Here is an 11,889-nt window from a genome sequence, read left to right as displayed (position 1 = left end):
GTGTGCCCGGGCTGCAACAGCCCGTCGTACAGCTGTCAGTTGTGTCCGAAGCGCTTCTGCCGGCCCTTGCGGGCGACGTCGGCAGGCGTCACCTGCGAGATGCGCTGCTCGGCCTGCGACTCCATCGAGGACTGCTGCGCCGCCTGCTGACCGCGCTCGGACTGGGGCTGCTTGCGTTCCTGTTTCTTGTTCTTGGCCATGGGGATCTGCCTCCAACGGGGGAACTAGGGGCCAGGGCCGGGACCAGATTCACATAGGCTGAGGTATGGCGCATTTCGGATAATTACCGTCCGTGACAGGGGTTCTCGGAGCGCATCGGCGCGAAACGCCACGCCGAAGATCGAGTTCGGGCCGTTAACCCCCGTGCGGTCGGGCAGACTCGAAGGAAGCCCGAAGCAAATCTCCCGGGAAGAGGGTGAGTCGTGTGGACCGCTGCATCGTCCTGGTGGACGCCGGGTATCTGCTGGGGGCCGCCGCGAGCCTCCTCGCCGGAGAGCCCTCGCGATCCCGGATCACCGTCGACCATCCCGCCCTCGTCCAGGGCCTGCGCGAACAGGCCGAGTCCGACACCGAGCGCCCGCTGCTGCGCATCTACTGGTTCGACGGCGCCCCCGACCGCGTCCCCCAGCCCGAGCACCGCAGGCTGCGGGTGATGCCCCGGGTCACCGTCCGCCTCGGCGCCCTGACCCGCAGCGACGGCCGCTGGGCGCAGAAGGGCGTCGACGCGGCCATGCACGCCGAGCTGACCGAGCTGGCCCGCAACCGCGCCTGCTCCGACGTCGTCCTCGTCACCGGCGACGGCGACCTGCTGCCCGGCATGATGGCCGCCAAGGAGCACGGCGTCGCCGTCCACCTGTGGGCCGTACAGGCCGCCGACGGCGACTACAACCAGTCCGAGGACCTCGTCGCCGAGGCCGACGAACGCCGCGTCCTGGACCGTACGTGGATCACCAAGGCCGTACGCGCCAAGGAGCTCGGTGGGACGTGCGCGCCGGTGCACGCGCCGCGGCCCGAGATCGCCGCGATCCTCTCCGCGCCGCTGCCCGACTCCGGCCTCGCCCCCGCCCCCGTCGAGCGGACGCGGGAGGAGGTCGAGCACGCCTCCGCCGACGACTCGGAGAACGGCGCGCAGGAGCGCGTCCCCGCGCCCAAGGGCGTCCCCACCCCCAAGGACCTCGCCGCCCTGCGCGCACCCGGCGCCCAGCCCGCCCAGCCCCCCGCCAGCGCGACCCTGCGCTGGTCCTCGGACAAGGGCTGGGTGGACCGGCCCGGCGTCGTCGCCGAGCCCTCCGAGGCCGCCCAGATGCCGACGCTCGCCCAGCTCACCTCCGCGGAGCAGCGGTGGGCCGACCGCGAGGAGGACATCACCACCGTGGGCGGCGACCCGTACGAGGTGGGGCAGGTCTTCTCGCGCCGCTGGATGGGGCGCCTCGGGGACCAGAGCCATCTGCAGAAGCTGTCGGGCATGTACCCGCGCATCCCGCACCGCATCGACGGCGAGCTGCTGCGCTACGCGGCCCGCTTCGGACTGCTCGCCCACAAGGACGACCAGATCGACGAGCACGACCGTTACGCCATCCGGGCGGGCTTCTGGCGTGAGATCGACGTCCGCACGGCCTCGGAGCGCGTGCCCGCGGGGGACTGAACCGGGCACTCGGGACGCCCCGACGGCGAGCAGACCTCCCCGACCCCGTAGTCTCGTTCCTTGTGAGTACGCGCGCGGCATCGGCCATCCGGCACAGGGACGAGGTCGTGTGTGCCGTGCGCGGTCTGACCAAGACCTATCCGGCGGTACGGGGCCGGCGCGGCACTCCCGCGACGCCCGAGGTCCGGGCCACCGACGACGTACGGCTGGACATCCGGCGCGGTGAGATCTTCGGGCTGCTCGGGCCGAACGGGGCCGGCAAGTCCACCCTCGTGCGGCAGATGACCGGGCTCATGCGGCCCGACACCGGCAGCGTGGAGATCCTCGGGCACGACATCGTGAGCCACCCCGAACGGGCCGCGAGGATCCTCGCCTACCTGGGCCAGGAGTCCACCGCCCTCGACGAACTCACCGTCTCCCTCGCCGCCGAGACCACCGGACGGCTGCGCGGCCTCGACGTGCGCACGGCGCGCCGGGAGCGGGACGCCGTCCTGGACGAGCTGGGGCTCACGCCGATCGCCGGGCGGCCGCTGCGCAAGCTGTCCGGCGGGCAGCGGCGGCTGGCCTGTTTCGCCTCCGTGCTGGTGGGGGAGCGGCCTCTGCTGGTGCTGGACGAGCCGACGACCGGGATGGACCCGGTGGCGCGGCGGGCCGTGTGGTCGGCCGTGGACCGGCGCCGGGCCGAGCGGGGCGCCACCGTGCTGCTGGTCACCCACAACGTCATCGAGGCCGAGACCGTCCTCGACCGGGTCGCCGTCCTCGACAAGGGCAGGGTCATCGCCTGCGACACGCCCTCCGGGCTCAAGGAACAGGTCGCCGGCGAGGTGCGGGTCGAGCTGGTGTGGCGGGAGCGGGCGCCGCTGGAGGTGCCCGAGGTCGCCGCGCTGCGCGAGCGGGCCGTGGAGTCCGGGCGCCGCTGGACGCTGCGGCTGGCCCCCGACGAGGCCCGTGCCGTCGTCGCCACCGTCACCGGCGGCGCCGCCTTCGCCGCCCTGGACGACTTCACCCTGGCCACGCCCAGCCTGGAGGACGTCTACCTGGCGCTGGGCGGGGCGGCCCGGCAGGGACTGGTGCGGGTATGAGCGCCGGGGTCGTCGCGTCCGTATGGGACGGCGTGAGGGGACGGCGTGCGGGCCGTCGGTCCGAGAGCCGTGCGCGTGAGGAAGAGGAGCAGCTCCAGGTGAGTGTCGTACCCGCAGAGGTTCTGCCGGGCAGCGCCCTGGCCGTGGACGAGCCGGTCAGGGTGACGGCCGAGCTGGGGCCGCGCGCGCGGCTGTGGCCGTCGCTCGTGGCCGTCTACCGGGCGCAGCTGTCGCGCGCGCGGGTGGCGCGGATTCCGCTGCTGTTCGTGGCGACCTTCCAGTCGGTCGGCATCCTGATCATGATGCGGGGCGTGGTGGACGGCGGCCGTGAGGCGGAGGCCGTGGTGGCCGGGTCCGCGGTCCTCGTCGTCGCCTTCGTCGCGCTGAACCTCCTCGCGCAGTACTTCGGGCAGCTGCGGGCGAGCGGAGGGCTCGACCACTACGCGACCCTTCCGGTGCCGCCCGCCGCGGTCGTGCTGGGCGCTGCGGGGGCGTACGCGTCCTTCACCGTGCCGGGGACACTGGTGACCGCCGTCTTCGGGTGTGTCCTGTTCGGGCTGCCGCTGACCCACCTGTGGGTGCTCGCGGCGGTGATCCCGCTGGCGGGCGCCGCGCTGTCCGGGCTCGGCGCGGCCTTCGGGCTCCTCGCGCCGCGGCCGGAGCTGGCCACCGTGCTCGGGCAGCTCGGCATGTCGGCGGCGCTGCTGCTGGGCGTGCTGCCGCCGGACCGGATGCCGGAGGCGGTGCGCTTCGCCCGCGATCTGCTGCCGTCGACGTACGGCGTCGAGGCCTTCGCGCGGACCTTCCGGGCGAGCCCCGACTGGGCGTTCGTCCTCGGTGACCTCGCCGTGTGCGCCGGCGTCGGCGTCGTTTCGCTGGCCGTCGCCACCTGGGCGTACCGCCGGGCCGCCGTCCGATGACGCGCGGCACAGACGCGCCTGGCACGATGTCAGGGTGACCGCACCGCTGACTCCGCCTCCGCCGCCGCACGAGCCGTCCTCGCACGGACCGGCCCCGCATCAGCCGGCCCCGCACCCGCCGTCGCCGTACGACGGGTGGTCGTCGGCGCCCGGCGGGTACGAGGGCGCCGCGCCCCACGTCGTCTCGTACGGACAGGACGGGCCCGGGATGAAGACCGAGCTGCGGGAAGCCGCCGTGATCACGGTCGCGGTCGCGCTGAGCGGGGCGCTCCTCGGGGTGCTGTGGGCCTGGCTGGCCACGAAGGTGCCGCTGGTCGGCGATGTGGTGGACGACAGCTGGGTCGTCTATCTCAAGGACACCGAGGGCGAGCAGGCGATCGGGGTGGACGGCACGTTCACGCTGCTGGCCCTGGCGTTCGGCGCGGTGAGCGCGGCGGCGGTGTTCGCCTGGCGGCGGCGTGGGGGTGTGCCGCTGGTGGTGGCGTTGGCGGTCGGAGGACTGCTGGGGTCGTTGCTGGCGTGGAAGGTCGGGATGTGGCTCGGGCCCGATGCCGATGTGATCGCGCATGCGCGGGAGGTGGGCAAGGGGGTGACGTTCTCGGCGCCCTTGAAGCTGGGGGCGAAGGGGGCGTGGCTGGCGTGGTCCGTCGCCGCGTTGCTGGTGCATCTGGGGTTGACCGCGTTGTTCGGGCCGCGGGATCCGGAGTATCCCCTGCAGGGGGCTGCGCCGAAGGATGGGTACGGGGCGCCGGTCTCCTAGGGGTTTCGCCCCCGCCGCCCCTTCCGGTCCCGTCCTTGGGGGCTGCCGCCCCCAGACCCCCGCTTCGGCCCTGAAAGGGCCTCGTCCTCAAACGCCGGACGGGCTGTTACGGGCGGGCGATCGGGGCCGTCTTCGCCCCGGTCAGGCTCGCCAGGTCTTCCGCGGCCAGTTCCACCTCCAAGCCCCGGCGGCCCGCCGAGACGCAGATCGTGGGGTGGGTCGACGCCGAGTCGTCCAGGACCGTGGGGAGCTTCTTGCGCTGGCCCAGGGGGGAGATGCCGCCTCGGACGTAGCCGGTGGTGCGTTCCGCGAGGATGGGGTCGGCCATGGTCGCGCGTTTGCCGCCCACGGCGGCGGCCAGCGCCTTGAGGTCCAGGGAGCCCGCCACCGGGACGACCGCGACGGTGAGGGCGCCGTCGACGTCCGCGACCAGGGTCTTGAAGACGCGGTCGGGGGAGACGCCCATCGCCTCGGCCGCCTCCTCGCCGTAGGAGGGGTGGGCCGGGTCGTGGTCGTAGGAGTGGACCGTGAAGTCCACGCCCGCCGCCGTCAGGGCCACCGTCGCGGGCGTGCCGCCGGGCTGTTGCTGCTTCTTCTTCGCCATGCGGGCCTTCTCGATGCCGTCTGTGGTGTCGGTGCCGTCAGTGCCGTCAGCGGTCTCTGTGGTGTCCGTGATGTCAGTTGAGGCTTGTCGGGCCTCGTGTCAGCTCCGACGCGGGGAGTGAAGGCAGGTTGCGGATGATCGCCGTCTCCGCGCGCAGCAGCGTCAGCTCGTCGCGCAGCCGGGAGGCGGTGTCGGGGGCTTGGAGGAGGCGCTGCTTGGTAGGGGTGTCCAGCATCATCGCCGCGGCCACCAGGTACGACACCACCGAGGGGTCGTCCGGCAGATCCGCGCCCGTGGTCAGGGAGCGTTCGCGGGCGCCCGCCAGACGCTTCTGGTACTTGCGGAAGGCCCGCAGCACGCCCTCCGCGAGGGCGCCCGCCTCCTCGCCCGGTTCCTCCGGCAGCTCCTGCAGCTCCGCCGTCAGGAACGGGCCCGACGCGTCCACGGACAGCAGCCGTACCCGGGTCGTGCCCGTGGCCAGCACCTCGAAGGTGCCGTCGGCGCGTTCGCGGATCGTCGCCGCGTCGGCCACGCAGCCCACGCCGTGGAACGCCTTGACCGGGTCGTCGCCGAAGCCCGCCGTGGGGCCGCGCTCGGGCAGCGCCGTCTGGTCGGGCAGGCCCGGGGCGGTGGTCGCCACCTCGTGGCCGTCGCGGATGGCCACGACGGCGAATCGGCGCGATTCGTCCTCGGGGGTCTTCAACAGGTCGCGCATCATGGCGCGATAGCGCTCCTCGAAGACGTTCAACGGAAGCACCAGCCCCGGGAACAACACCGAGTTCAGGGGGAAGAGCGGCAGACGGACGGTGGTCACGACGCAGAAGCCTAGTGGTCCACGGGGTGCGACGGTCCCCCGTGCTCATTCCGTGGATGTCCGGGCGGCTGTCCGGACGGCCGCGACTGCCCCGAGCGCACGCTCTCGCGGACCGTCAGGAAGTGTCCGAGCGGGTCGTCCGACAGCCGACCCCAGGGGAAGGACGTGGCGTACGGGCCGATCAGGCGCAACTGGGCGAGGGCGTCGTCGCGGCGGCCGAGGCGGACCAGGACGTACGCCAGCAGGTTGCGGATCTCGGCCGGCCAGGGGTCGACCGAGGGGAAGCGGGCGGAGAGCGCGAGCGCCCGGTCGGCGGCCGCCTCCAGCCGCTCCCGCGGCACCTCGGGGCCGCAGCCGTCGGTCAGGTAGGCGAAGGCCGCGCGGACCGGCAGCGCCTGGACGAGCGTGCCGGCCGGGGCGTCCTGCGCGGCCCGGTCGGCGAAGTCGAAGCACTCGCGGTGCGAGCCGTGCCAGGCCTGGGCCAGGTAGCGCATGGCGGCCACATGGCAGCCGTAGTGGTGCGGGGCGCGGCGGACCGCGGCCGCCCACAGCTCCTCGAAGTACTTGTGCCCGGCGTTCGCCCCGCGCGCGTGGTCCAGGGCGATCCGCCACGGCACCGGGTCGCGTACGTCGCTCTGCGCGGCCGCCGTGATCAACGGGCTGACCTCGCGCAGCAGCTCGGCCCGGGCCGGCGACTGCCAGGCGCGGTCCACCGCGAGCTGGGCGGCGACCAGCAGGAGGTCGGGGTGGCGCGGGGCGGTGGCACGCCACTCCTCGAACCACTCGGGGCGCGAGCGTGCGAAGGACGCCAGGCGGACCACGTACCGGTCGTGGTACTCCCACTCGGCGCGCTCGCGGGTGCGGGCCAGCAGGGCGGCGGCGCTCTCGTAGCCGCCCCGGCCGGCCGCGACCAGCGCGGGTCCGAGCCGATCGTCGGGCACGTCGAGGAGCACCTCGTCGTCGGCGGGAAGCCCGGCGGCGCTGTGGGGAGCGGCGGCGCTGCGGCTAGCGGCGGCGCTGTGGGGAGCGGCGATCCGCGCCGTCCGGGTGGCCCGGGAGACGCGGATGAACGGGGGCAGCAGAGCCATGGTGCCGCCCATTGAAAGCCGCAGGTCGGGGATGCGCCAGGGGGTTGGTGCAACCTGTGGAAAGTTGTACGCCGGAGAGTCAAGGAACGATAAAAAGATGACTGTTCAACTACTGTCCGTGAGCTGGGGGCCGGATGTGCGCCCGCCCGCAGCGACCTGGCCAGGCCCCCCGGGTTCTTCCCCCCAGGGTCTTCCCCGGGGTCTTCCTCCCCGGGTCCTATCCCCGGCGCAGCAGTCGCGTCGCCCCCGCCGCCACCGTCGTCGCCAGGATCCAGCCGAGCAGGATCAGTGCCGTCGACAGCCACTGCCAGCCGCCGCTCAGCCGCCACTGGCCGGCCTGTCCCAGGTCGATGACCGGCAGCAGCAGGTCCAGGGCGAAGAGGGCCGGGTTCCAGGGCGGATGCCCGTCGCGGCTGACCGGCGGGTGCGGGGCGTTCGCGAAGGCCAGGGAGCTCGCGGCCCACAGCACCGCCATCCACACCGCCGCCCGGCCCGGCCGGTAGCCGTAGGCGACGGTCCAGTCCTGTGCGTAGCCCACGAGTTTCGCCGCGGGCGGCAGTGTCTCCCGGCGGCGGCGCTGCTTGGCCAGCAGCACCTCGCGGGCGTCCTCGTCCTCCCCGCCGGCCCGCAGCACGCTCGCCAGCCGCTCGTACGGCTCCGGCGCGTACTCGGCGGTCGCCGCGGCCACCCACCGCAGCCGCTCGGCCAGCGGGAACGGGCCCTGCGGCACCAGGTTCTCGTAGGCGAAGCCGCCCATGTGCAGACTGCCGGGGCCCGGCCAGGCGCTCGCCCGGTCGACCAGGTTGATCACCCGCGCACCCGAGAGGACGACCCGGCCGCGCCGCGGCTGCTCCCCGAGGAAGCGCAGCTCGGGCGTCTGCACCCGGCGCAGCGACAGCTCCTGCTCGTCGGTGAGGACGAACCGGGCCCGCTCCAGGTCCACGGCGTCCCCGAACCGCCCGTCGTCGAGGCGCAGCCCGCCCCGGCACTCGAAGCGCTGGATGCGGGTCCCTCGCGCGGGAGTCGCGCCGCTCAGCGCCTGACCGCCGACGCCGGCCGGGGTCAGATACAGGGAGCGCCCCACAGTCATCTGGGGCGCGTTCAGCGCGAGCCGCGTGTAGGGGTTGGCCAGCCTCGCCCCGCGCAGACTCAGCGACACGCCGATCGTGGCGCTGCGCAGGCTCAGCTCGCCGTGCGACTCGAGCAGCTCCGCCTGGAGGTCCTGCCCGACGGTCATGCCGTCGGCGGCGATCGAGCGGCCGGTCCGGTCGCGGTAGACGATCGCCTGGTTGAGCAGCAGGTCCGTGCCGATGTGCGCGTCGGTGAGCCGGACGCCGTTGTGAAAACGGCAGCGGGGCAGATGCAGATCGCCCTCGGTGTGCACGCGCGCGGCCTCCAGCCGCGGAACCGAGCAGTCCACCATCCGCATCGTCGTGAAGCGCGCCTCCGGCATCAGCACCTCCCGCTCGAACCGGCAGCGCTTCAGCTCCACGTACGGCACCACCGTGCCGCCGGCGAGATCGAGCGTGCCGCTGATCTGCACGCCGACCAGCTTCAGCGAGGCCACCCGGCCGGCCAGCGCGGGCGGCCCGGCGAGCAGCAGCCAGGCGACCGTCCGCGCCCGTACGGTCCGCGCCGCGCCCCACGGATGCCCGCCGTGCGGGTCGTCGACCACCGTGTCCCCGCTGCTCAGGTCGTACACGCTGCCGTTGCGGAAGGCCTGCCACATGCCGACCTCGGCGGCGGTCAGGTCGTCGGGCAGTTCCCCGGCCTGGACGCCGGCCCCCTCCGTCACCACTGCTCACCCCTTCGCTCACCCATGCGGTTACTAGACGTGAAGGCGATCTTCCGCGTTCCGGCCACCGCCCGACCACGTTCTGTATCAGCCATTGATACGCGCGAACGACGCTCGATCCCGGTCTGAGAGAATTGACCGCGTGATCTCCCGAATCGATCTGCGCGGCGACGCCCTCCCCGAGGGCCCCGCCCTGCGCGACCTGCTGCCCCGAGCCGACTTCGACGTCTCGGCCGCCCTGGAGAAGGTGCGTCCGATCTGCGAGGCCGTGCATCATCGGGGCGACGCGGCGCTGATCGACTTCGCCGAGAGGTTCGACGGAGTGAGGCTGGAATCCGTACGGGTTCCCGCGCAGGCGATCGCCGACGCGCTGGAGCGGCTCGACCCCGCCGTGCGCGCGGCCCTGGAGGAGTCCATCCGGCGCGCCCGTCTCGTCCACCGCGAGCAGCGTCGTACGACGCACACGACGCAGGTCGTGCCCGGCGGCTCGGTCACCGAGAAGTGGGTGCCCGTCGAGCGGGTCGGGCTGTACGCGCCCGGCGGCCGGTCGGTCTACCCGTCCTCCGTGATCATGAACGTCGTCCCGGCGCAGGAGGCCGGCGTCGCGTCCGTCGCGCTCGCCTCCCCGCCGCAGGCCTCCGCCTTTGAGAACGATCCGGCCGACGGCCTGCCGCACCCGACGATCCTCGCCGCCTGCGCGCTGCTCGGCGTCGACGAGGTCTACGCCGTAGGAGGCGCCCAGGCCGTCGCGATGTTCGCGTACGGCACGGAGTCCTGCGCCCCGGCCAACATGGTCACCGGCCCCGGAAACATCTGGGTCGCCGCCGCCAAGCGCTACTTCGCCGGCAAGATCGGCATCGACACCGAGGCCGGCCCGACCGAGATCGCCGTCCTCGCCGACGAGAGCGCCGACCCGGTGCACGTCGCCGCCGACCTGATCAGCCAGGCCGAGCACGACCCGCTGGCCGCCGCCGTCCTGGTCACCGACTCCGTCGCGCTCGCGGACGCGGTCGAGAAGGAACTGGAAGCGCAGGTCGCGGCCACCAAGCACATCGACGACCGGATCGTCCCGGCCCTCAAGGGCAGGCAGTCCGCGATCGTGCTCGTCGACGGCGTCGACGAGGGACTGCGGGTGGTCGACGCCTACGGCGCGGAGCACCTGGAGATCCAGACGGCCGACGCCGCCGCCGTGGCCGACCGGGTGAAGAACGCGGGCGCGATCTTCGTCGGGCCCTGGGCGCCCGTGTCGCTCGGCGACTACGCGGCCGGGTCCAACCATGTCCTGCCCACCGGCGGCTGCGCCTGCCACTCCTCGGGGCTCAGCGTCCAGTCCTTCCTGCGCGGCATCCACATCGTCGACTACACGCGGGACGCGCTGGCCGACGTGGCGCATCACGTGGTGACGCTGGCGGAGGCGGAGGACCTGCCCGCCCACGGGGCGGCGATCAAGGCAAGGTTCGGTTGGAAGGTGCCCGGCAAGTGAGCTTCGGAATCGACGATCTTCCCGTACGGGACGAGCTGCGCGGCAAGTCCCCCTATGGCGCGCCCCAGCTCGACGTCCCCGTACGGCTGAACACCAACGAGAACCCCTATCCGCTGCCCGAGGCGCTGGTCGAGCGGATCGCGGAGCGGGTGCGCGAGGCGGCCCGGGACCTCAACCGGTATCCGGACCGGGACGCCGTGGAGCTGCGCACGCGGCTCGCGCAGTACCTGACGGACACGTCCGGCCACGAGGTCGGCCTGGCCCACGTGTGGGCCGCCAACGGCTCCAACGAGGTCATCCAGCAGCTGCTGCAGACCTTCGGCGGACCGGGCCGTACGGCGATCGGCTTCGAGCCGTCGTACTCGATGCACGGGCTCATCGCGCGCGGCACCGGGACCGGGTGGATCTCCGGTCCCCGCAACGAGGACTTCACGATCGATCTGGAGGCGGCGCGGCAGGCCATCGCCGAGCACCGGCCCGACGTCGTCTTCATCACCACCCCCAACAACCCCACCGGCACCGCAGTCCCGGGAGAGACGGTCCTCGCGCTGTACGAGGCCGCGCAGGCGGCCAAGCCGTCGATGGTGGTCGTGGACGAGGCGTACATCGAGTTCAGCCACGGCGACTCGCTGCTGCCGCTGCTCGAAGGTCGGCCGAATCTCGTCGTCTCGCGGACGATGTCGAAGGCCTTCGGGGCGGCCGGCCTGCGCCTGGGCTACCTCGCCGCGCACCCGGCGGTCGTGGACGCCGTCCAGCTCGTCCGGCTGCCGTACCACCTGTCCGCCGTCACCCAGGCGACCGCCCTGGCCGCCCTGGAGCACACCGACACGCTGCTGAAGTACGTCGAGCAGCTGAAGTCGGAGCGGGACCGGCTGGTCGGCGAGCTGCTGGCGATCGGGTACGAGGTCACGGCGTCGGACGCCAACTTCGTGCAGTTCGGGCGGTTCGAGGACGCCCACACGGTGTGGCAGCAGATCCTCGACCGGGGCGTCCTGGTCCGGGACAACGGCGTGCCGGGCTGGCTGCGGGTCACCGCGGGAACCCCCGACGAGAACGACGCGTTCCTCGACGCGGTACGTGACTTGAAGAAGGAGAAGGACGCATGAGCCGCGTAGGACGTGTAGAGCGGACGACGAAGGAGACCTCGGTCCTCGTCGAGATCAATCTCGACGGTTCGGGCAAGGTCGACGTGTCGACCGGCGTCGGCTTCTACGACCACATGCTCGACCAGCTCGGCCGGCACGGTCTGTTCGACCTGACCGTGAAGACCGACGGCGACCTGCACATCGACTCCCACCACACCATCGAGGACACCGCCCTCGCGCTCGGCGCCGCCTTCAAGCAGGCGCTCGGCGACAAGGTGGGGATCTACCGGTTCGGCAACTGCACGGTCCCGCTGGACGAGTCCCTCGCCCAGGTCACCGTCGACCTCTCCGGCCGTCCCTACCTCGTGCACACCGAGCCCGAGAACATGGCGCCGATGATCGGCGAGTACGACACGACGATGACCCGGCACATCCTGGAGTCCTTCGTCGCCCAGGCCCAGATCGCGCTGCACGTGCACGTGCCCTACGGACGCAACGCGCACCACATCGTGGAGTGCCAGTTCAAGGCGCTCGCCCGGGCCCTGCGCTACGCCTCCGAGCGCGACCCGCGCGCGGCCGGCATCCTCCCCTCCACGAAGGGCGCGCTGTAAAG

The 11,889-nt window shown here is 72.9% G+C and carries 12 protein-coding genes; 7 read left to right on the top strand and 5 right to left on the bottom strand.

Annotated features, from left to right (window positions below; genetic code table 11):
- Positions 1–35: 35 nt before the first annotated feature.
- Complete coding sequence (locus OG562_RS09975; protein ID WP_266395965.1) at positions 36–200, bottom strand: hypothetical protein; 165 nt, start codon at positions 198–200, stop codon at positions 36–38.
- A 224-nt stretch (positions 201–424) separates the two neighbouring features.
- On the opposite strand from OG562_RS09975, the gene OG562_RS09970 reads away from it, so the two are divergent.
- The 4 genes from OG562_RS09970 (at position 425) to OG562_RS09955 (ending at position 4,407) form a co-directional block, all read left to right on the top strand.
- Positions 425–1,645, top strand: a complete 1,221-nt coding sequence (locus OG562_RS09970) for an NYN domain-containing protein (RefSeq protein ID WP_266395963.1) — start codon at positions 425–427, stop codon at positions 1,643–1,645.
- 107 nt (positions 1,646–1,752) lie between these two features.
- Positions 1,753–2,727: an ABC transporter ATP-binding protein gene (locus OG562_RS09965; protein WP_266395961.1), complete on the top strand. Its 975-nt coding sequence runs from the start codon at positions 1,753–1,755 to the stop codon at positions 2,725–2,727.
- Positions 2,728–2,825: 98 nt separating this feature from the next.
- Positions 2,826–3,647, top strand: a complete 822-nt coding sequence (locus tag OG562_RS09960; protein WP_266395959.1) for an ABC transporter permease — start codon at positions 2,826–2,828, stop codon at positions 3,645–3,647.
- Positions 3,648–3,681: 34 nt separating this feature from the next.
- Positions 3,682–4,407, top strand: a complete 726-nt coding sequence (locus OG562_RS09955) for a hypothetical protein (protein ID WP_266395957.1) — start codon at positions 3,682–3,684, stop codon at positions 4,405–4,407.
- A gap of 106 nt (positions 4,408–4,513) precedes the next feature.
- Here OG562_RS09955 and ybaK read toward each other — a convergent pair whose 3' ends face one another.
- From ybaK to OG562_RS09935, 4 genes are all read right to left on the bottom strand, one after another.
- Positions 4,514–5,011 (bottom strand): Cys-tRNA(Pro) deacylase, encoded by a 498-nt coding sequence (ybaK, locus tag OG562_RS09950; RefSeq protein WP_266395955.1) that lies wholly within the window; start codon positions 5,009–5,011, stop codon positions 4,514–4,516.
- 73 nt (positions 5,012–5,084) lie between these two features.
- Complete coding sequence (locus tag OG562_RS09945) at positions 5,085–5,825, bottom strand: LON peptidase substrate-binding domain-containing protein (RefSeq protein WP_266395954.1); 741 nt, start codon at positions 5,823–5,825, stop codon at positions 5,085–5,087.
- Between the two features lie 11 nt (positions 5,826–5,836).
- Complete coding sequence (locus tag OG562_RS09940; protein WP_266395952.1) at positions 5,837–6,925, bottom strand: hypothetical protein; 1,089 nt, start codon at positions 6,923–6,925, stop codon at positions 5,837–5,839.
- A gap of 205 nt (positions 6,926–7,130) precedes the next feature.
- Complete coding sequence (locus OG562_RS09935) at positions 7,131–8,708, bottom strand: oxidoreductase (RefSeq protein ID WP_266395951.1); 1,578 nt, start codon at positions 8,706–8,708, stop codon at positions 7,131–7,133.
- 142 nt (positions 8,709–8,850) lie between these two features.
- Between OG562_RS09935 and hisD the strand changes: the two genes are divergently transcribed.
- The 3 genes from hisD to hisB are packed head-to-tail and all read left to right on the top strand — an operon-like array spanning position 8,851 to position 11,887.
- The gene (gene hisD / locus OG562_RS09930; protein ID WP_266395950.1) at positions 8,851–10,191 is read left to right on the top strand and encodes a histidinol dehydrogenase; all 1,341 of its coding nucleotides are present in this window, start codon (positions 8,851–8,853) and stop codon (positions 10,189–10,191) included.
- Positions 10,188–11,297 carry a histidinol-phosphate transaminase gene (locus tag OG562_RS09925; protein ID WP_266395949.1) on the top strand — a complete coding sequence of 370 codons (1,110 nt, stop codon included), beginning with the start codon at positions 10,188–10,190 and terminating at the stop codon, positions 11,295–11,297. Before hisD ends, OG562_RS09925 begins: the two co-directional genes overlap by 4 nt.
- The gene (gene hisB, locus OG562_RS09920) at positions 11,294–11,887 is read left to right on the top strand and encodes an imidazoleglycerol-phosphate dehydratase HisB (protein ID WP_266395948.1); all 594 of its coding nucleotides are present in this window, start codon (positions 11,294–11,296) and stop codon (positions 11,885–11,887) included. Before OG562_RS09925 ends, hisB begins: the two co-directional genes overlap by 4 nt.
- Positions 11,888–11,889 lie beyond the last annotated feature (2 nt).

The organism is Streptomyces sp. NBC_01275 (genome assembly GCF_026340655.1).
Classification (GTDB): domain Bacteria; phylum Actinomycetota; class Actinomycetes; order Streptomycetales; family Streptomycetaceae; genus Streptomyces.
This window is presented reverse-complemented; position numbering and strand designations above follow the sequence as displayed.